At 66.4% G+C, this 18871-nt stretch carries 21 protein-coding genes; 12 read left to right on the top strand and 9 right to left on the bottom strand.

What is annotated here, in order from left to right:
* The first annotated feature begins 1 nt into the window (after position 1).
* From ACN9MB_RS16985 to ACN9MB_RS16945, 9 genes are all read left to right on the top strand, one after another.
* Positions 2–1981: a chemotaxis protein CheA gene (locus tag ACN9MB_RS16985; protein ID WP_426269656.1), complete on the top strand. Its 1980-nt coding sequence runs from the start codon at positions 2–4 to the stop codon at positions 1979–1981.
* Positions 1982–2220: 239 nt separating this feature from the next.
* The gene (locus ACN9MB_RS16980) at positions 2221–2727 is read left to right on the top strand and encodes a chemotaxis protein CheW (RefSeq protein ID WP_204637693.1); all 507 of its coding nucleotides are present in this window, start codon (positions 2221–2223) and stop codon (positions 2725–2727) included.
* A 26-nt stretch (positions 2728–2753) separates the two neighbouring features.
* Complete coding sequence (locus ACN9MB_RS16975; RefSeq protein WP_426269655.1) at positions 2754–4466, top strand: methyl-accepting chemotaxis protein; 1713 nt, start codon at positions 2754–2756, stop codon at positions 4464–4466.
* A gap of 2 nt (positions 4467–4468) precedes the next feature.
* On the top strand, positions 4469–5350 hold the full coding sequence (locus ACN9MB_RS16970; protein WP_204637691.1) for a CheR family methyltransferase: 882 nt from the start codon (positions 4469–4471) through the stop codon (positions 5348–5350).
* Complete coding sequence (gene cheD, locus ACN9MB_RS16965; protein ID WP_204637690.1) at positions 5347–6006, top strand: chemoreceptor glutamine deamidase CheD; 660 nt, start codon at positions 5347–5349, stop codon at positions 6004–6006. The genes ACN9MB_RS16970 and cheD overlap by 4 nt, the downstream gene beginning before the upstream one ends.
* A gap of 108 nt (positions 6007–6114) precedes the next feature.
* A complete protein-coding gene (locus ACN9MB_RS16960; RefSeq protein ID WP_426269654.1) occupies positions 6115–7212 on the top strand; it encodes a protein-glutamate methylesterase/protein-glutamine glutaminase in 1098 nt (365 codons plus the stop codon).
* Positions 7213–7228: 16 nt separating this feature from the next.
* Positions 7229–8413 carry a methyl-accepting chemotaxis protein gene (locus tag ACN9MB_RS16955; protein WP_204637688.1) on the top strand — a complete coding sequence of 395 codons (1185 nt, stop codon included), beginning with the start codon at positions 7229–7231 and terminating at the stop codon, positions 8411–8413.
* Between the two features lie 11 nt (positions 8414–8424).
* Positions 8425–8727, top strand: coding sequence for an STAS domain-containing protein (locus ACN9MB_RS16950; RefSeq protein ID WP_204637687.1), 303 nt, complete (start codon positions 8425–8427; stop codon positions 8725–8727).
* A gap of 390 nt (positions 8728–9117) precedes the next feature.
* Positions 9118–9495, top strand: a complete 378-nt coding sequence (locus ACN9MB_RS16945; RefSeq protein WP_204637686.1) for a cupin domain-containing protein — start codon at positions 9118–9120, stop codon at positions 9493–9495.
* A gap of 73 nt (positions 9496–9568) precedes the next feature.
* Here the strand turns inward: ACN9MB_RS16945 and ACN9MB_RS16940 are convergent, their stop codons facing one another.
* From ACN9MB_RS16940 to cdd, 6 genes are all read right to left on the bottom strand, one after another.
* The gene (locus tag ACN9MB_RS16940) at positions 9569–10765 is read right to left on the bottom strand and encodes a GGDEF domain-containing protein (protein ID WP_204637685.1); all 1197 of its coding nucleotides are present in this window, start codon (positions 10763–10765) and stop codon (positions 9569–9571) included.
* Between the two features lie 219 nt (positions 10766–10984).
* Positions 10985–11350 carry a hypothetical protein gene (locus tag ACN9MB_RS16935; protein ID WP_204637684.1) on the bottom strand — a complete coding sequence of 122 codons (366 nt, stop codon included), beginning with the start codon at positions 11348–11350 and terminating at the stop codon, positions 10985–10987.
* Positions 11351–11442: 92 nt separating this feature from the next.
* The gene (locus ACN9MB_RS16930) at positions 11443–12018 is read right to left on the bottom strand and encodes an NUDIX hydrolase (protein WP_204637683.1); all 576 of its coding nucleotides are present in this window, start codon (positions 12016–12018) and stop codon (positions 11443–11445) included.
* A 170-nt stretch (positions 12019–12188) separates the two neighbouring features.
* Positions 12189–13091, bottom strand: coding sequence for a 5'-3' exonuclease (locus ACN9MB_RS16925; RefSeq protein WP_204637682.1), 903 nt, complete (start codon positions 13089–13091; stop codon positions 12189–12191).
* Entirely contained in the window at positions 13079–13648 is a 570-nt protein-coding gene (locus tag ACN9MB_RS16920) for a nitroreductase family protein (protein ID WP_204637681.1), read from the bottom strand. The genes ACN9MB_RS16925 and ACN9MB_RS16920 overlap by 13 nt, the downstream gene beginning before the upstream one ends.
* 41 nt (positions 13649–13689) lie before the next feature.
* Positions 13690–14097 (bottom strand): cytidine deaminase, encoded by a 408-nt coding sequence (cdd, locus tag ACN9MB_RS16915; RefSeq protein WP_426269653.1) that lies wholly within the window; start codon positions 14095–14097, stop codon positions 13690–13692.
* Positions 14098–14267: 170 nt separating this feature from the next.
* Here cdd and ACN9MB_RS16910 point away from each other — a divergent pair, with 170 nt between their 5' ends.
* The gene (locus ACN9MB_RS16910; RefSeq protein ID WP_204637679.1) at positions 14268–15368 is read left to right on the top strand and encodes an NAD(P) transhydrogenase subunit alpha; all 1101 of its coding nucleotides are present in this window, start codon (positions 14268–14270) and stop codon (positions 15366–15368) included.
* A 64-nt stretch (positions 15369–15432) separates the two neighbouring features.
* Here the strand turns inward: ACN9MB_RS16910 and ACN9MB_RS16905 are convergent, their stop codons facing one another.
* From ACN9MB_RS16905 to ACN9MB_RS16895, 3 genes are read right to left on the bottom strand one after another with little or no spacing between them, the layout of a single operon-like run.
* Positions 15433–16005 carry a DUF3106 domain-containing protein gene (locus ACN9MB_RS16905; protein ID WP_426269652.1) on the bottom strand — a complete coding sequence of 191 codons (573 nt, stop codon included), beginning with the start codon at positions 16003–16005 and terminating at the stop codon, positions 15433–15435.
* 23 nt (positions 16006–16028) lie between these two features.
* Positions 16029–16409: a hypothetical protein gene (locus tag ACN9MB_RS16900; RefSeq protein ID WP_204637677.1), complete on the bottom strand. Its 381-nt coding sequence runs from the start codon at positions 16407–16409 to the stop codon at positions 16029–16031.
* Positions 16406–16990: an RNA polymerase sigma factor gene (locus ACN9MB_RS16895; protein WP_204637806.1), complete on the bottom strand. Its 585-nt coding sequence runs from the start codon at positions 16988–16990 to the stop codon at positions 16406–16408. The genes ACN9MB_RS16900 and ACN9MB_RS16895 overlap by 4 nt, the downstream gene beginning before the upstream one ends.
* Positions 16991–17128: 138 nt before the next feature.
* Between ACN9MB_RS16895 and ACN9MB_RS16890 the strand changes: the two genes are divergently transcribed.
* Both ACN9MB_RS16890 and ACN9MB_RS16885 read left to right on the top strand, forming a co-directional pair.
* Positions 17129–17434: an NAD(P) transhydrogenase subunit alpha gene (locus ACN9MB_RS16890; protein WP_204637676.1), complete on the top strand. Its 306-nt coding sequence runs from the start codon at positions 17129–17131 to the stop codon at positions 17432–17434.
* Entirely contained in the window at positions 17434–18864 is a 1431-nt protein-coding gene (locus ACN9MB_RS16885; RefSeq protein ID WP_426269651.1) for an NAD(P)(+) transhydrogenase (Re/Si-specific) subunit beta, read from the top strand. Before ACN9MB_RS16890 ends, ACN9MB_RS16885 begins: the two co-directional genes overlap by 1 nt.
* Positions 18865–18871 lie beyond the last annotated feature (7 nt).

Raw genomic sequence — 18871 nt, 5'->3', positions numbered from 1 at the left:
CATGAGCAAGGCTGGTCTGGCGCAGTTCCAACAGGTGTTCATCGAAGAGAGTCTGGAAGGACTCGACACGATGGAGTCGTCGCTGCTTGCGCTGGACGAAGGCGGCGACGGGGAGCTGGTGCACACCATCTTCCGCGCGGCGCACTCGATCAAGGGCGGTGCGGCCACCTTCGGTTTTCCGGAGATGTCCTCGTTCACCCACGAAGCCGAGTCGCTGCTCGATGAAGTGCGCAGCGGCAAGCGCGCCATCGACGGCGCCATCATCGAACTGCTGCTGCGCACGGTGGATTGCCTGCGCGGCATGTTTGCCCGCGCCCAGGCCGGCGAGCCGCTCAACGATGCGGTGGCCGAAGGGCTGCGCAACGAGCTGGCCGCAGCGATGGGACGCGGCGTGCCGGCCACTGCCTTGCAGGCGCGACGCGATGCGGACCAGGCCGATGCCTGGAGCATCCGCTTCCGCCCGCATGCCGGCATGCTCGCCAGCGGCAACGAACCGCTGCGCCTGATCCGCGAGCTGGCCGCCCTCGGCAAGCTGCAGGTCACGCCCGAATTCGACCGCCTGCCGGCATTCGCCGCGCTGGAACCGACCGAGTGCCACGTCGGCTGGACCATCGAACTGAGCGGTCCGGTCAAGCGCGCCGATATCACCGGCGTGTTCGATTGGGTCGAAGACGAATGCGATCTCACCATTGAAGCGAAGCACGTCGTCGCCGAAGTCGCCGCGCCGGCGCCAACGCCGGTTGCAGCACCGGCCGTTGCCGATGCGGGCGCCGCGCGTGCGCAGCGTGAGGCCAGCACCGAGTCCAGCTCGGTGCGCGTGTCGATCGACAAGATCGACGGACTGATCAACCTGGTGGGCGAGCTGGTGATTACCCAGTCGATGCTCGACACCTTCCGCGAAGGCGATATCGATGCCGAGCGGCTGGCCATGCTCGAACACGGGCTGGGCCAGCTGGCGCGCCACACGCGCCAGCTGCAGGAAAGCGTGATGGGCATTCGCATGCTGCCGATCGCCTCGGTGTTCAACCGCTTTCCGCGCATGGTGCGCGACATCAGCCAGAAGCTGGGCAAGCAGGTCAAGCTGGAGCTGGTCGGCGAACAGACCGAGCTGGACAAGACGGTGCTGGAGAAGATCGGCGATCCGATGGTGCACCTGGTGCGCAACGCCATCGACCATGGCCTCGAAACACCGGACAAGCGCCGCGCCTCGGGCAAGGGCGACACCGGCACGCTCACCCTGCAGGCCTCGCATCGCGGCGGCAACGTGGTGGTGGAAGTGTCCGACGACGGCGCCGGCCTCAACCGCGAGGCCATCGTGGCCAAGGCGATCCAGCGCGGCATCATCAGCAGCGGCGAAGGCATGAGCGACGACGCCGTGGCGGAACTGATCTTCCAGCCGGGCTTCTCCACCGCCGCCGTCACCACCGATCTGTCCGGCCGTGGCGTGGGCATGGACGTGGTTCGCCGCAACGTCTCCGATCTTGGCGGCACCGTCACCATCCGCAGCACCCAGGGCAAGGGCAGCGTGTTCACCATCACCTTGCCGCTGACCCTGGCGATCATCGACGGCCTCACCGCCGCGGTAGGCGAGGAGCGTTACATCGTGCCGCTGGTGTCCATCGTGGAATCGGTGCAGCTGAAGGCCGAAGCGGTGCGCAGCGTAGTGGGCGGCGGCGAGTTGTTCCGCTTCCGCGGCGAATACCTGCCGGTGATCCGCCTGCACGATGCGTTCGGCTGCGACAAAGCGATCCATGCCATCGAAGAAGGCCTGATGGTGGTGGTGGAAGGCGACGGTTCACGCGTGGGCCTGTTCGTGGACGGCCTGATCGGCCAGCAGCAGGCGGTAGTGAAGTCGCTGGAAGCGAACTACCGCCGCGTGCAGGGCGTGTCGGGCGCCACCATTCTTGCCGATGGCTCGGTGGCGCTGATCGTCGACATCGCCGGCCTGGTGCGCATGCAGGGGCGCAGGAAAGCGGCCTGAGCAAGCGACGGGCGCCCCGTTTCCCTCTCCCTTGTGGGAGCGCACTTGTGCGCGACACCCGGATGCCGCGGCGGTGATCCATGCACCGTCGCGCACAAGTGCGCTCCCACAGAGGGCACCGTGCTGGCCACCTCGGAATCCCCCTGCCGAAAACGCGCATTCCCCTCAAGTTTCCCCCGCCACCGCCGATCCAGAACCCGATAGGGGGCCTCGCACGCGGCCCCGACCACGAGGCGAACATGTCCGATAACACCCGGAGCGAGGCGCTCCAGTCGCAGTACCTCACCGTCAACCTCGCCCACGAGGAATACGGCATCGACATCCTGGCGGTCCGCGAAATCCGCGGCTGGACGCCGGTGACGCGCATTCCGCAGGCACCGGGATACGTGCTGGGCGTGCTCAACCTGCGCGGCGCCATCGTGCCGGTGATCGACATGCGCCTGCGCTTCGGCCTGGAGCGCGAGGAATACGGCGCCACCACCGTCACCGTGATCATCACCGTGGCCGGCCGCCTGTTCGGCGTGGTGGTCGATGCCGTCTCCGACGTGCTCGACGTGACGCCGGACGCCATCCGCCCCGTGCCCGACATGGGCACCACCGTGGATACCGAATACCTCAAGGGATTGACCGCTGCCGGCGAGCGCATGGTGCTGCTGCTGGACGTGGACAAGCTGCTGCAACCCCATGACGCACAAATGCTGGAGGCGGCGCTGCCAGCTGCCTCCGATGTCAAAGCCGTGGCCTGACCGACATACGCAGGGTTGGAATCATCATGAAGAAGTTCGCACTGAAAGCTCCGGAACTGAACGTCCGAAACCGCATGCGTGCCGTGCTCGGTCTGCTCGGCCTGATGCTGATCGCCGGCGCCGTGATCGGCATCGGCTCGATGCAGCAGCAGAACGCCGGCATGGGCCAGATCTACGACGAAGAGATCGTGCCCGCGCAGCTGATCTCGCAGATCTCGCAGCGCTCGCTGATGTCCTTCATCCTGCTGGGCGAAGCCAGCTCGCTGACCAGCAAGCCGGACCAGGTCAAGGCCAAGCTGGCCGATTACGAGAAGATGCAGTCGGACATGGAGGCGTTCAAGAAGCAGTTCGAAGCCATCCCCATGAGTGCCGGCGTGAAGAAGCAGTTCGACGACTGGCGCTCCACCGATGCCGACTACAAGGACGCCAAGGATTCGCTGGTCGACGCCCTGAAGCAGGCCGACACGGGTGCCTCGGAACTGCTGGAAATGCAGGTCCGTCCGCTGATGATGCAGCGCCAGGATTCGCTGGCCAAGCTGGTCGAAGCACAGCGCAGCGACGCCAAGAAGATCTATGACGCGCAGGTGAGCCGTTACCAGTTCGTGCGCACCATCAGCATCGCCGCGTTGATCCTCGGCCTGCTGATCGCCGGTGTGATGGCGGTACTGCTGATGCGTTCGATCCTCAATACGCTGGGCACGGCCGTGAAGGTGGCTCACGCCATCGCCGGCGGCAAGCTTGGCCATCACATCGCCAACACCCGCAAGGACGAGCTGGGCGAACTGCTCGACGCGCTGCGCACGATGGACGAGCGCCTGAGCAGCATCGTGGGCGAAGTGCGCCACGGTGCCGGTTCGGTGAGCTCGGCCGCGCAGCAGATCGCCCGCGGCAACGACGACCTCAGCCAGCGCACGCAGGAACAGGCTTCGAGCCTGGAAGAGACCGCCTCGTCGATGGAGGAAATGACCTCCACCGTGAAGCAGAACGCAGAGAACGCCAGCCACGCCAACCAGCTTGCCAGCGCCACGCGCCGCCAGGCCGAGCACGGCGGCGAAGTGGCCGCGCAGGCCAGCTCCGCGATGCGCGAGATCAACGATTCCAGCCGCAAGATTTCCGACATCGTCAGCCTGATCGACGAGATCGCCTTCCAGACCAACCTGCTCGCGCTCAACGCGGCGGTGGAAGCCGCACGTGCCGGCGAACAGGGCCGCGGCTTCGCCGTGGTGGCCACGGAAGTGCGCAACCTGGCCCAGCGCAGTGCGGGTGCTGCCAAGGAGATCAAGGGCCTGATCAACGACAGCGCCGAGAAGGTGCGCGCCGGTTCGGCGCTGGTGGACCAGTCCGGCAAGGCGCTGGCCGACATCGTCGACAGCGTGAAAAAGGTCACCGACATCGTGGCGGAAATCGCCGCGGCGTCGCAGGAACAGTCCGCCGGCATCGACCAGGTCAACCACGCCGTGCTGCAGATGGACGAAATGACACAGCAGAACGCCGCGCTGGTGGAAGAGGCCGCGGCCGCGGCCCGCGCGATGCAGGAGCAGGCCGGCGAACTGGCACGCCAGGTCGGCTTCTTCCAGCTGGGCGAAAGCGGTAACGAAGTGGCGACCGAGAAGGCGCGTTCGCAGTCGGTGATGGCGGAAGCCGAAGCGGTGTTCGCCGCGGTGCGCAGCTCGCACGCACCGGCACCGCGCGCTGTCCGCGCCGAAGCCTCCGACGCCGGCGCCTGGAAGGAATTCTGAGCATGAGCACGGCGGCCACGATCGACAACAACGGTGGCGTGGCGGCCGTGGGCGGCCCGTTGCTGGGCAACGCCGAGTTCGAATTCCTGCGTACGTTCGTCTACGAGCAATGCGGTATCTCGCTGGGCGAGCACAAGCGGCAGCTGGTGCAGGGCCGCCTGCTGCGTCGCCTGCGCGCGCTGAAGCTGCGCGATTTCCAGGCCTATTGCGAACTGCTGCGGCGCGATCCGCAGCAGGAACTGGGTGAGCTGGCGAGCGCGATCAGCACCAACGTCACGGCGTTCTTCCGCGAATCGCACCACTTCGAGCTGCTCATCGACGAACTGCTGCCGCGCTGGATCGCCGAGAAGAAGAACGGCGGCCGCCTGCGCATCTGGTCCGCCGGCTGCGCCACCGGCGAGGAGCCTTACACGCTCGCCATGGTGCTGGCCGAAGCGCTGGAGAAACACGGCGCGCAACAGCTGGACGCCAAGATCCTCGCCACCGACCTGTCGCCGCAGGCCCTGGAAACGGCGCGCAAGGGCGTGTATGCGCTCGACCGCCTGGAAGGGATCAGCGTGGAACGCCGGCGCCGCTGGTTCCTGCGCGGCGAGGGCGACTACGCCGACTACGTCTGCGTGAATCCACGCCTGCGCGAGCTGGTCAGCATCCTGCCGCTGAACCTGCTGCATGACTGGCCGATGCAAGGCCCGTTCGACGCGATCTTCTGCCGCAACGTGGTGATCTATTTCGACAAGCCGACCAAGCAGCGCCTGTTCCAGCGCTACGCCGGCCTGTTGCCGGAGGGCGGCTACCTGTTCCTCGGCCACTCGGAGTCGATGTACGGACTCAACGACAACTTCGACCTGATCGGACGCACGGTCTATCGGAAACGCAGTGCATGAATGGTGTTGCCGTCAAGATTCCCGCAGGGGCCGAGTACGACCCGGCCCGGGTGTTGCCCGGGTTCGAACACCTGCGCCGTTTCTGGGACCCTGCGCAGTCGTGCATGACGGTGAAGGTGCTGCCCGGCGAGTTCTACGTGAGTGCGCAGCAGGAAATGATTTCGACGGTGCTCGGTTCGTGTGTGTCGGCCTGCATCTTCGATCGGGTGCGCGGCATCGGCGGCATGAACCACTTCATGCTGCCCGAGCCCATCGGCGGTGAACGCGGCGGCTGGGCCGATACCGTGGGCCGCGCCGCACGCTACGGCAACGACGCGATGGAACAGCTGATCAACGCCATCCTCAAGGCCGGCGGTCAGCGCGCGAACATGGTGGTGAAAGTGTTCGGCGGCGGCCGCGTGCTGGCCACCATGACCGACATCGGCCAGCGCAACATCGCCTTCGTGCGGCGCTACCTGGAAGCGGAGCGGCTGGAAGTGGCCGCCGAAGACCTGGGCGACGTGCATCCGCGCCACGTGCAGTTTTTCCCCACCACCGGCAAGGCGCGCGTGCGCCAGCTGCGTGGCCGCACCGACACCGTGCTGGTGGACGGCGAGCGGCAGTATCTCAAGCGATTGGCAAACGATCCGATAAAGGGAGAGGTGGAACTGTTCTGACGCAAGCGCGTCACGACGGTTTCATCAGGCAGGCATCTGGCGCCGACAAGGGCCGGCGGACGCGGGTCCGACACCCACGCCGCACCACGAAGGCGAGACGAATACGCGATGGAAAGAGTACGTGTCCTGATAGTCGACGATTCCGCGCTGGTGCGGAAGCTGCTGTCGACCATGCTTTCGTGCGATCCGGGCATCGAGGTGGTGGGTACCGCCGCCGATCCGCTGATTGCGCGCGAGAAGATCAAGCAGCTCAATCCCGACGTACTCACGCTCGACGTGGAAATGCCGCGCATGGACGGCATCACCTTCCTCGAGAACCTGATGCGCCTGCGCCCCATGCCGGTGGTGATGGTCTCCTCGCTCACCCAGGAAGGCGCCGAAGTCACCTTGCGCGCGCTGGAGCTGGGCGCCGTCGATTTCTTCACCAAGCCGAGTAACGATCTGGCCAGCACTTTTGCCGAAGGCGCGCAGGAAATCTGCGCCAAGGTGAAGCTGGCCGCGCTGGCACGGCCGCGTCAGCGCGCTGCCGTGCGCAAACTCGATGTGCCGCCCCGGCTCACCGCGGACGCCGTGCTGCCGCGCGCGCAGAGCGCAGGCACGCGCGGCGGCATGCCGATCATCGCGATCGGCGCGTCGACCGGCGGTACTGAAGCGATCCGCGTGGTGCTCGAGGCGATGCCGCCGGATGCGCCGCCGATCGTCATCACGCAACATATTCCCGCCGCTTTCAGCGGTCCGTTCGCCTCGCGCATGGACCACTGTTCGGCCATGCGCGTGTGCGAAGCACGCGACGGCCAGCCGATCCAGCCGGGCCACGCGTACATCGCGCCGGGAAGCCAGCATCTGCTGGTGATGTGGGACGGCGCCAAGTATGTGTGCCGCCTGCACAACGGCCCGCCGGTGAATCGTCATAAGCCCAGCGTGGACGTGCTGTTCCGCTCGATGGCCGCCAGCGTGGGCAAGGCCGCCATCGCGGCGCTGCTCACCGGCATGGGCGACGACGGCGCGCGCGGCCTGCTGGAATTGCAGCAGGGCGGCGCGCACACGCTGGTGCAGGACGAAGAATCATCGGTGGTGTGGGGCATGCCCGGCGCCGCCTGGAAGTTGGGCGCCGCCAGCGAAAAGCTTCCGCTCGAACACATCGCCGCGCGCCTGCTCGCGATGGCGCACCAACCCGTTTCCCGCGCCGCCGTGCCGGCCACCTGATCTGCGGATGATGTCTATGCATGCCTTCCTTTCCTTCATGCGCGTGCGCCCCGTGGCCGGCCTTGCCGCCAGCGCGGTGGCGTTGATCCTGACCATGCTGTGGCCGTCGGCCTGGCTGGGCCCGGTCATCATCGTGCTGCTCACCGCGGCGTGGATCGTCGAGACGCGTCGTGCGATGCCTGTTGCCGAACCCGTCATCGAAGCTTCGCTGGCGCATCACGAACCGGTGCGCGAAGCGCTGGAAGAAGTGCGCAGCTCGCTGGTCGACGAACTCGGTCACGCCACCCGTGAACTGCATCAGGCGCTGGACCTGCTGCGCGATGCGGTGTCCGAGCTCGGCGGCGGCTTCGACGGCCTGTCGCGCAAGACCGGCATGCAGCAGTCACTGCTGCGCCAGATCATCGACGGCCAGAGCGAAGGCGTGTCCGTGCAGGATTTCGCCGCACGCACCAGCGACCTGCTGGCGCACTTCGTCGACATGATCGTGCAGATGTCGCGCGAGAGCCTGCGCATCGTCTATCGCATCGACGGCATGGCGAAGGAGATGGACGCGGTGTTCGGCTTGTTGAAGAACGTCAACACCATTGCCGAGGAAACCAACCTGCTGGCGCTCAACGCCGCCATCGAAGCGGCGCGTGCGGGCGAATCGGGCCGCGGTTTCGCGGTGGTGGCGGGCGAGATCCGCAACCTCGCCAGCCACTCCAACCAGTTCAACGAACAGATCGGCAGCCACGTCGAGCGCGCCCGCACCGCGATGGAACAGTTGCGGGGCCTGGTCGGCACGATGGCCTCGCAAGACCTCAACGTGGCGTTGTCGGCCAAGGGCGGCATCGACGCGATGATGGCCCACGTCACCGAAAGCGACGCGCGCACCAGCAAGGTCGCCGACCAGGTGGTGGAGATCAACCGTGGCCTGGGCACCGACGTGGCCACCACGGTGCGCTCGCTGCAGTTCGAGGACATCCTCAGCCAGCTGATCAACCAGACGCGTCAGCGGCTGGTGGAACTGCAGGACATCACCACCGAATGCACCCGCGACATCCAGGAGCTGGCGTGCAGCCCCATCGACGCCGAATCGCTGGCCCAGCGTGCCGAGCGCGTGCGCAACCGCCTGGCCATCCAGCGCGAAAAGGCCCGCATCCGTTCGCGCGGCCCGGCGCTGCAGAACTCGATGGATGCCGGCGAGATCGAACTGTTTTGAGGAACTGAGCCATGAGCCTGACCGTTCACCACGACCCCGACCTCGACTGCGTCACCCTGCAACTGGGCGAGCGCTTCGACTTCACCGTGCACCGCGCGTTCCACGACGCCTGCCTCGGCGGACGCGCCGCGCGCAGCTACGTCATCGACCTGGGCGAAGTCGCCAGCATGGACAGCTCCGCCCTCGGCATGCTGCTCCTGCTGCGCGAACATGCTGGCGCCGACCGCGCGGAAATCCGCATCGTCAACGCCGACACCGGACTGCGCGGCACGCTGCGCGTGGCCGGTTTCGACAAGCTGTTCGTGCTGCACTGACGATCGGGCCGCTGTTCGAAGCGGAACTTCCCCTATCGAGTCAGCGTGGCGAAGGCAAAGTGGCCTGGATCGGCTCGGCCTTCCGCTCGATTGACGCTGCCCCGGACGGGGCGTAGGTTTCTTCGAGTCACCGGGAGTAATCTCCCGGCCTTTCGTGTCCGGCGTTGTTCAACGCACACGTCGTCGCTCCCGCCCCCTCGACCTGCGCACGCACATGACGCCAACACGGCGACATCCGCGTCGTCCTGCATGAAAGCAGCCGTTCGGATCCATGCAGGGGCATGCGGCGGAGTGTCTCCGCCGGGATAGGGACGTCCCAACAGCAGGCTTCCGCGGGCGCTACCCGATCGGAGGCCCAACTGACTTCGTCCAACAGCGGGAGAACGTGCGATGGCTATTTCCGTTCCGTGCGGCATGAAGTGTGCGTTGCTGGTGCTGGCCTGTGTTTGTGCAGGATCGGCCCTGGCCCAGGACATGGCAAAGGTGGCGCCGAAGAACACCAAGGTGCTGATCGACAACGATCAGGTGAGGGTGATCGAAGTCTGGCTCAAACCCGGGGAATCGCTGCCGATGCATTCGCACCCGGCCAACGTCGTCTATTTCGAGACGGGCGGCAAAGCCAAATCCACCACGCCCGATGGCAAGGTCACCGAGACCGAACGCAAGGCGGGCGAGGCGATCTACAGCGAGGCCATCACGCACAGCAACCAGAACATGGGCACCACGCCGACCAAGGCGCTGGTGGTCGAACTGAAGACGGCCAAATAGCGGCGCATGCCGGGACGACGATGGCGGCCGGCTTGGCCCGTTCGGCGAGCCGGTCGACCGCTGCGCGAAACACTCAGCAGCGCGAATCGCCTGCTTCGACCAGGCGCGAATCGCGATCGCCGGCGAAGCTCACGCCGTTGCGGCCGTCGAACTTGGTGCGGTACATCGCCTGGTCGGCCTGCCGTACCAGATGCTCGAAACGCGTGCCGTGCCGCGCGCTGGCGACGCCGATGCTGGCGGTCACCGGAATGGTCTGGTCACCCACGCGCGCATGCGAATGGGCCAGCGCGAGACGCAGCCGTTCGGCGGCTTCCAGGCCCTGCACCAGCGTGGCTCCGGGCAGCGCCACCACGAATTCCTCGCCGCCGTAGCGGCTGGCCAGGTAGCGCGGCCACTGGATCGCCTTTCGCATCATCTCGGTGACGTGGCGCAGCACGGCATCGCCGGCGTCGTGGCCCCAGCGATCGTTGATCTGCTTGAAGTGATCGAGGTCGAAGATCAGCAGCGCGAACGGCTGTCCGCGTTCCAGGCAGCGCTCCAGCGACGCCCGTCCTTCCGCCACGATGGCGCTGCGGTTGAGCAGGCCGGTGAGGCCGTCGGTGCGCGCCGCGCGGCGCAGGTCGACCACCAGCCGTTCGGTGATCAGCTGCAGCAGCGCGAAGTACGATGCCAGCGTGGTCAGGATGCCGACCACATACGTCGCCGCCACCGGCAGGCCCGCCATCATCAAGTCCTGGCTGGAGGTCGGATCGAGCGGAGTGAACACGCGGGCCAGGTAGAACAGCCCGTTGGTCACCAGCACCGCGCCCGCGATGCGGCAACTCTTGCGGATGTCCGGCTCGCTGTAGCGCAGCAACAGGTACGCATAGGCAAAGTTGAACGCCATGGCCTGCAGGCTGCCGGCCAGCAGGCGCGCGCCCAGGTTGGGCGAGGCAAAGGCGAACCAGGCGATGGCACCGGTGTAGACGGCCGCGAGGCTGCACGGCCAGCGCCAGCGCATCGGCAGTGCCAGATGCTGGGCAATGCCCTTGAGCGCAAGGATGTTGCCGGTGACCAGCAGGCCGTTGCCGACCACGATCGAAACCAGATCGGGAATGTGGTTGCGCAACCCGATCAGGGTGATGCCCAACGTGTTGATCCAGATGCTGGCCACCCAGATGCGCAACACCCTCTGGGTGTTCAACACCGCCATCAACGAGGTGAAACCAATCGACGCGCCAATGCCCATCAGCAGACTGACGAGGGTCAGGGTGGGGATGTCTAGATGCATGGCGCTCCCTGGTACCAGCGAACCCTCTTGGCCAAGAGGACGCCCTGGGCCTCCGACGAGGCGTTGACTGGGTCACCCAAGCATATCGGACAAATCTTCCAAAACTTGAACTGCGTCACATTTGTAGGGCATGCCCCACAGCGCAAAAAAAGAGGCCCCGGGAGGAGCCTCGAAAAAAACAAGCAAAAACAGAGTGTGGGGGCTTACACCAAACGAGGATTACCAGGTGCGCACGTCGGCCACGCCGACGGTGTACTGCTGCATTTCGGGATCGAAGCGGAACAGGCGGCCCAGATCGAACTCCACCGACTGGCCCGGGCCGATGTTGGTGGTGCCGGCCGGCCAGCCCTTCTTGCTCTGGATGACCTTGCCCGCACCGTCCTTCGCGTCGATGCTGATCTGCGCGGCAGCGGCTTCGGCGCAATGGTTCACCAGCGAGCCGCTGAGGCTCAGGCGGGCGGCGGCACCGGCGCCGACGAGCTTCATCTTGAAGTCCTGCACGGCGAAATCGGTGGGAGCGCAGGCGGCATGGGCGGCCAGCGGAGCGGCCAGGAACAGGGCGGCGGCGATCAGGGTCTTCTTCATAAGGGGGTCCGTGATGTGGTCAGTTTGGATGGGTCGACATGACTCACATCGGCGGTCCCGCCGAAATCTTTAGCTTCCGCGAAGGATTGGGTTCAGATTCGGCCCTTCAGCTCGGTGTGCTCGATGAACCACAGGCCGGCGAACAGCTTCGGGTCGATCGAGTAACCCTCGGCCGCCCGCGCGAACAGCCATGCGCCGGCCTGCGCGCGGGGCACTTCGTGGACGATGATGTTCTCGCTCTCGTCGCCGCCTCCGGGCCCGACCTTCTGCAGATCCCAGGCCCGCACGAAGGCGATCATCTCGGTGCTCATGCCCGAGGACGACGGGCCTTCGTGCACGAACTCCAGCCGTCCGCAGCGGTAGCCGGTCTCTTCTTCCAACTCGCGGCCGGCGGCAAGCAGGGCGTCTTCATCGCCATGCTCGTGCAGGTCGCCGACCAGGCCCGCGGGCATCTCGATGGTGTGCTTGAGGATGGACACGCGGTACTGCTCGACGAACAGCACGTTGTCGTCGGGCGTCACCGCCAGGATGATCACCGCGCCGCCCGGATTGTTGCGCTCGGCATACTCCCAGCGCCCGCGCTTGCGCAGGCTCAGCCACTTGCCGACATAAAGGGTTTCCACCGGTGCATTGGCATCGGCGGGAATGCGGGTATCGGGATGATTCATCGGCGTGGCCGCAGGGCAGCTGGGAGTCCTGCATGTTGCCGCGTGCCCTTGCCGCCGACAACCGTGTCCGTTTGCGCCATGTGGGAGCGCACCCTGTGCGCGACAAACCTACGGAGCGATACACCCAGGCGTGGCCGTCGCGCACAGGGTGCGCTCCCACAAGGTAACGGCTAGACCTCGAGCAAGGCCTTCAGGCGCGTACGGGTCAGCGGGCCGAAGCGCAGCCGCTCGCACAAGGCATCCATTGCCTCGGCCTCGCCGCGCAGCCGGCGCAGGGCGTCCGCTTCGGGCGGCACCGGTGCGTCCAGCGCAATACGGGTAAGACGGCGATAGAGGCGCGCCGATTCCGCATGCTCCCGCAGTTTCGCGGCGCAACTGGCGGCGCCGCGCAGGCGCAGGAACGGCACTTCGTCCACGCGATCGAGCAATGCATCCAGACTGCCGAAATGCGCCAGCAGCGCAGCCGCCGTCTTGGCACCGACACCCGGCACGCCGGGAATATTGTCCACCGCGTCGCCGCACAGCGCGAGATAGTCGGCCACCTGATGCGGATGCACGCCCAGCTTCTCGTGCACGCCCGCTGGGCCCCAGCGCAGGTTGCGCGCGTAGTCCCACTGTTCGTCGAATTCGCCCAGCAACTGGCCGAAGTCCTTGTCCGCCGAAACGATTACGCTGCGGAAACCGTGGCCGCGCAGCGTCCACATGGCGCTGCCGATCAGGTCGTCGGCCTCGAACGCGTGGTCGATCATCACCGGTATGCCCAGCGCCTGCGTCACCTCGCGGCAGAGCACGAACTGGCGTTCGAGATCCGGCGGAGGCAGTTCGCGGTTGGCCTTGTAGGCCGGGTAGATCGCATTGCGGAACGAGGTGGTGAGCGAGGCGTCGAACGCCACCGCCACATGCTCGGGCTTCACGCGTTCCAGCAGTTCGCACAGGAAACGGGTGAAGCCGTGCACTGCATTGACGGGATGTCCGTCGACGTCGTGAAACTCGTCCGGCATCGAATGCCAGGCGCGAAACACATACAGGCTGCCATCGACCAGATGGACGGCTGGACGGCTCATGGCGTCCATGTGCTGACCACCTGGTCGAGCTGCGGGCGCTCGCGATCGGGCACCTCGATCTGCGTGCTGCCGATGTGCACGAAGCCGATCACCTGTTCGTTGTCCTTCAGGCCGAGGATGGCGGTCGCGTCGCGCTGGTACGCCGCCCAGCCGGTCAGCCACTGCGCGCCGAAACCCAACGCCTCGGCGCCCAGCAGCAGGTTGTAGGCGACGCATCCTGCGGACAGCTGCTGCTCGATCACCGGCACCTTGCTGGTGGCGTCGATGCGCGCGACCACCACCACCACCAGCGGCGCGAAGTCGTAGCGGGTGCGGTCTTTCTCGCGCTTGGATTCGGTCATGTCCGGATTCACGCGCAGGGACAGCGTGGCCAGCCGCTCGCCGAACACCTGCTTGGCCTCGCCTTGCAACACGATCAGGCGGAAGGGTTCGAGCTTGCCGTGGTCGGGCACGCGAATGGCCGCTTCCAGCAGCGTCTTCAGCGTGGCCGCGTCGGGACCGGGTTCACCCAGCTGGCGCGACGGCGCCGAATGACGGGTTTGCAGCAGGGCAAGAGGATGCGACATGGGGAGGTCCGGGGAGGCCAAACCCAGATGCTAACGCTTTGTCAGCTGACCAGTCGAAACGATCCCGGCAGCAGGGCCTGTACGGTGGTTTCCTGCACGGTACCGGTCAGATTGCCCAGCCACACCGGCATGGTCTGGCTGCAAAGTTCGGACATGACCTGGCGGCAGGCGCCGCAGGGACTGATCGGGCCGGGCGTGTCGCCAATCACCGCGAGCGCGGCGAAATCGCCGGGACGGCAACCGGCCGCCACCGCCGAAAACAGCGCCGTGCGCTCGGCGCAGTTGCACAGGCCATAGGAGCCGTTTTCCACATTGCAGCCGCTGAAGTAGCGGCCGTCGCGGGTTACCAGCGCAGCGCCGACCAGGAAGTGGGAATAGGGGGCGTACGCATGTTCGCGCGCCTGGCGCGCCAGCTTCAGCAGGACATCGGAAACAACGACATCGGTCATCGGGATCTCCATTACGGGATCCCCATCCATACCGTCGCCCAAGGCGTTTTCGGTACCGGTGGCGGGCCAGTTAACTCCGTTGCAGCGGCGACTGCAAGTAGCCGGTGGTGTGGCCGACAGGCCATCGGATAGGATGGCCGAAGCTCTCACCTTTCCGCCGAGGATGCACGATGCCGATCACCGTGGCTGCATTGCGCGAAACCGCTGCCGGCGAACGCCGCGTGGCGATCACCCCGGAAGTGGCGAAGAAACTGCGCGGCAAGGATGTGCGCGTGCTGCTGGAACGCGGCGCCGGTGCATCTGCGGGTTTTCCCGATCAGACCTATGCCGACGTCGAATTCGCCGATGCCGACAGCGTGCTGGCACAGGCGGACCTGTTGACCTGCGTGCTGCCGCCCGACGACGGCGTGTGGGCGCGCTTGCGCGAGGGGGCGGTGGTGGTGGGCCAGTTGCGACCCTACGGCGCGGCGGCGCGCATCGTGGCGATGGGCAAGCGCAGGCTCACGGCGTTCGCGCTGGAACTGCTACCGCGCACGACGCGCGCGCAGGCGATGGATGTACTCAGTTCGCAGGCCGCCGTGGCCGGCTATCGCGCCATGCTGATCGCCGCCGAGGCGTCGCCGAAGTTCTTTCCCATGCTGACCACCGCGGCCGGCACCATTCGCCCGTCGCGCGTCTTGGTGATCGGTGCCGGCGTGGCCGGACTGCAGGCCATCGCCACGGCACGTCGACTGGGTGCGCAGATCGAAGGCTACGACGTGCGTCCCGAAACGCGCGAACAGGTGGAATCGCTGGGCGCCAAGTTCATCGAACTGGGCGTCAGCGCCGCGGGCAGCGGCGGTTATGCGCGTGAGCTGACCAGTGAGGAGCGCGCGGCACAGCAGCAGGCGCTGGCCGAGCACCTCAAAAGCGTGGATGTGATCGTGGCCACGGCGGCCGTTCCTGGCCGTCCTTCGCCGAAGATCATCACGCGCGCGATGGTCGACGGCATGAAGCCGGGCGCATTGATCGTGGACCTTGCTGCCGAAGGCGGCGGCAATTGCGAACTGACCCAGCCGGGCGAGCGTGTGGAGCACAACGGCGTGGTCATCCTCGGGCCGCTCAACTTGCCGGCCGGTGCGCCGCTGCATGCGTCGGAGATGTATGCGCGCAACGTGTACAACTTCGTCGAACTGCTGCTGCAGGGCGGCAGCCTCGCACCCGATTTCAACGACGAACTGGTGGCCAAGAGCTGCGTCACCCGCAACGGCGAGCCGCATTTCCAGGGGTGATGCGCTAGCCGTCCATTGGCCTCCGGATACATGAAAAAAGCCCCGCATGGCGGGGCTTTTTCGTTCAATGCCTGGGGCCGCCGGACGATCCCTTGGGTGGGCCACCCATGGGCGGGCCCATCGCCGGTCCGTCGCGCATTTCACTGTGCCATTGGCGCATCAGCTGGTCGCGCTGATCGGGCGTCAACTGCTGGAAGCGCTGGAATGCCGCATGCAGCTGCTCGCGTTCCTGCTGCGGCAGTTGCTGGAAGCGCTTGCTGTTCTCGCGGGCCTGCTCGCGCTGCTGCGGCGTCATCTTCTGCCACTGGTCGATGCGCTGGCGGATCGCCTCGCGCTGGTCCGGCGGCAGCGCCTTCCACTGCTGCGCGCGTTCCAGCATGTGCGCCTGGCGCTCGGGCGGAAAGGTGTTCCACTTGTCGGCCAGCGGGGCCAGGATGCTGCGCTCATCGGCCGACAGGCTCTGCCAGCTGCGCGGCGAAGGCGGCGCTCCCGGCGGCGGACCGCGCATGCCATCCGGCGGAGGGCTGCCCGGCGGCGGACCGTGCGGGCCGTCGCCCGACACGCCCGGAGGCGGGGACTGCTGGGCCAGGGTGGTAGTGGCGATGCCGCTAAGTCCGAGGACCAAAAGCAGCGACACGAAAACACGGCATCGACGCATGGTTACCTGCTCGCCTCGCTGTCGCTGTTCTTGGCCAGCCATCCGTAGAAGTCCAGGTTCTGGTACAGCGTGGGGTCGGCAGCAGCGGCATCCGGCGGCAGTTCGCCGTCGACGTCCACGGCCTGCACGGCGCCGTTGGGGGCCGTGCTCGGGCGTTGGACCGGGGAAGACATGAACAGGGCAACGAAGGCGATGGCCGCAAACGCGCCTGCCGGCAGCATCAGCTGCAGCAGTCGGTGCGCCAGCGACGAATCGTTGGCTTTTGCCAGCGCCTCGCGCCGGGCCGAGCGCAGCTTGGCGGCCACGGTCGGATCGAGCTGGCGCGCGGCCTCGCGGTACAGCTCGCGGGCACGGCGTTCGAGGTGGTTGTCAGGCGCGTTCATCGCCATTCCTCCAGTAGGTCGCGCAAACGTTGCAGCGCGCGCGACAGATGTGTTTTTACGCTCCCTTCCGAACATCCCATGGCCTGGGCGGTTTCCGCCACATCCAGGCCCTCCAGTACGCGCAGCATGAATGCTTCGCGCTGGCGCTGGGGCAGCAGTTTCACGGCTGCCGCCATATCCGCGTAAGACTGTGCGTCGTTCAACCGCTCCAGCGGACCGGGGCCGGTATCGGCCGGTTCCCAGGCGGGCAGATCCTCACCATCATCATCGCGTCCGCCCAGCCAGCCGACCATGATCGAGCGCACCTTGCGGCGACGCTGCAGATCCACGATGCGGCGGCGCAGGATGCCCCAGAACAGGGGAGTCCATTCCTGGGCGGGTTTGTCGCTGTAATGCTTGACCAGCCTCAACATGGCGTCCTGAACGGCATCCAGGGCGTCCTCGCGATGCCCCAGGTTCAGCTCGGCCATGCGGAAGGCGCGGCGCTCCACCTGGGCCAGGAAGGCGTTCATGGAAGCGGGCGTCGCCCGGACGTCTGCGGCCAACAAATCGGTATCTAGCGCGGATACGGCAGTGTTCATGCCGTCCTCGTCCGGTTCGTCGGCTCGGCCATCGTGAGACTCCATCGGTACGTCCTCTGACATCAACGTCCGACGCTCGCACGCGTTGACCCGCAACCGTATAGTGCAGTTACACCGATGTCCTGGCAGGGAGGGGTCATGCTCGACGGTTTCCTGGCGCTTTACATCTTTATGCTGGCCGCATTCACGGGGTACGAGATCATCGCCCGGGTACCGGTCATTCTGCACACGCCGTTGATGTCCGGCTCCAACTTCATCCACGGCATTGTGCTGGTGGGCGCCATGATAGCGCTAGGTCATGCACAGACTCCTTTCGAAATGTCCATCGGATTCATCGGCGTGCTGCTGGGGGCGGGCAACGCCGCCGGCGGCTACGTGGTGACCGAACGCATGCTGGAGATGTTCAAGGCCAGCAAACCCAACGCCGGCAAGGAGGCGAAGTAATGGCCTGGCTGCCTGTGGTGATCAAGGCCTGTTACTTCCTCGCTGCCCTGCTGTTCATCCTCGGTCTCAAGCGCATGAGCTCGCCGCGTTCGGCGCGGGGCGGCATCGTCTGGGCGGGCGTGGGCATGCTGGTGGCGGTGCTGGCCACTTTTGCGCTGCCCGACCTGCACAACCGGGGGCTGATCCTGGCTGCCGTGCTGATCGGCGTCTCCGCGGCCTGGTGGTCGGGGCGCCGGGTGGCCATGACCGACATGCCGCAGATGGTGGCGCTCTACAACGGCATGGGCGGCGGTGCGGCCGCGGCCATCGGTGCGGCCGAGCTGTTCAGCTACGCCGGACGCTCGGTGACCCTGCTGGACGGTGGCCAGTTCACCGCCAACGGCGCGGATACCCCCGGCACGGCCCAACTGGTGCTGGCGGTGCTCGGCGCCCTGATCGGTTCGGTCAGCTTCTCAGGTTCGCTGATCGCCTTCGCCAAGCTGCAGGGCTGGCTGGACCGGCGCTTCGTCTTCCCCGGCCAGCGCGTGGTGAACATGCTGGTGCTGGCCTCGGCCGTGGTGCTGGGCGGGATGATCGTCAGCGGCCAGCTGAGCGGGCCGCTGATCGTCGCCTTCTTCGTGCTGGCGCTGTTGTTCGGCCTGATGATGACCCTGCCGATCGGCGGCGCGGACATGCCGGTGGTGATTTCGCTCTACAACGCCTTTACCGGTCTGGCCGTGGCATTCGAGGGCTTCGTGCTGCAGAACGAGGCGATGATCATCGCCGGCACCGTGGTGGGCGCAGCCGGTACCTTGCTCACCCAGCTGATGGCCAAGGCGATGAATCGCTCGATCGGCAACGTGCTGTTCGGCAGCTTTGGCGCGGCCGGTGGCGAGGCGCAGGCGATTGCCGGCAGCCAGAAGCCGATCGAGGCCAGCGATGCGGCGGTGATGATGGCCTACGCCGAGCGCGTGGTGATCGTGCCCGGCTACGGCATGGCCGTGGCGCAGGCGCAGCACAAGGTGTGGGAGTTCGCCAAGCTGCTGATCGAGCGCGGCGTGAAGGTGAAATTCGCCATTCATCCGGTAGCCGGCCGCATGCCGGGCCATATGAACGTGCTGCTGGCGGAGGCGGGCGTGCCTTATGACCTGATCGCCGACATGGACGACATCAACCCCGAATTCCCGCAGACCGACGTGGCCCTGGTGATCGGCGCCAACGACGTGGTGAATCCCTTGGCCAAGACCGACCCGGCGTCGCCCATCTACGGCATGCCGATCCTCGACGTGTCGGCCGCGAAGCAGGTGATCGTGGTCAAGCGCGGCAAGGGCACCGGCTTCGCCGGCATCGAGAATGCGCTGTTCTATGCCGACAACGCCCGCATGCTGTACGGCGATGGGCAGGCCGCGGCCAGCGAGCTGGTGGCGGCGCTGAAAACGCTCGAGAGCTAGTCGACCG

The sequence above is a fragment of the Dyella kyungheensis genome, from assembly GCF_049913195.1.
GTDB lineage: Bacteria > Pseudomonadota > Gammaproteobacteria > Xanthomonadales > Rhodanobacteraceae > Dyella > Dyella kyungheensis.
Note: the sequence above shows the minus strand (reverse complement) of the source record. Positions and strands in the feature narration are given on the sequence as shown.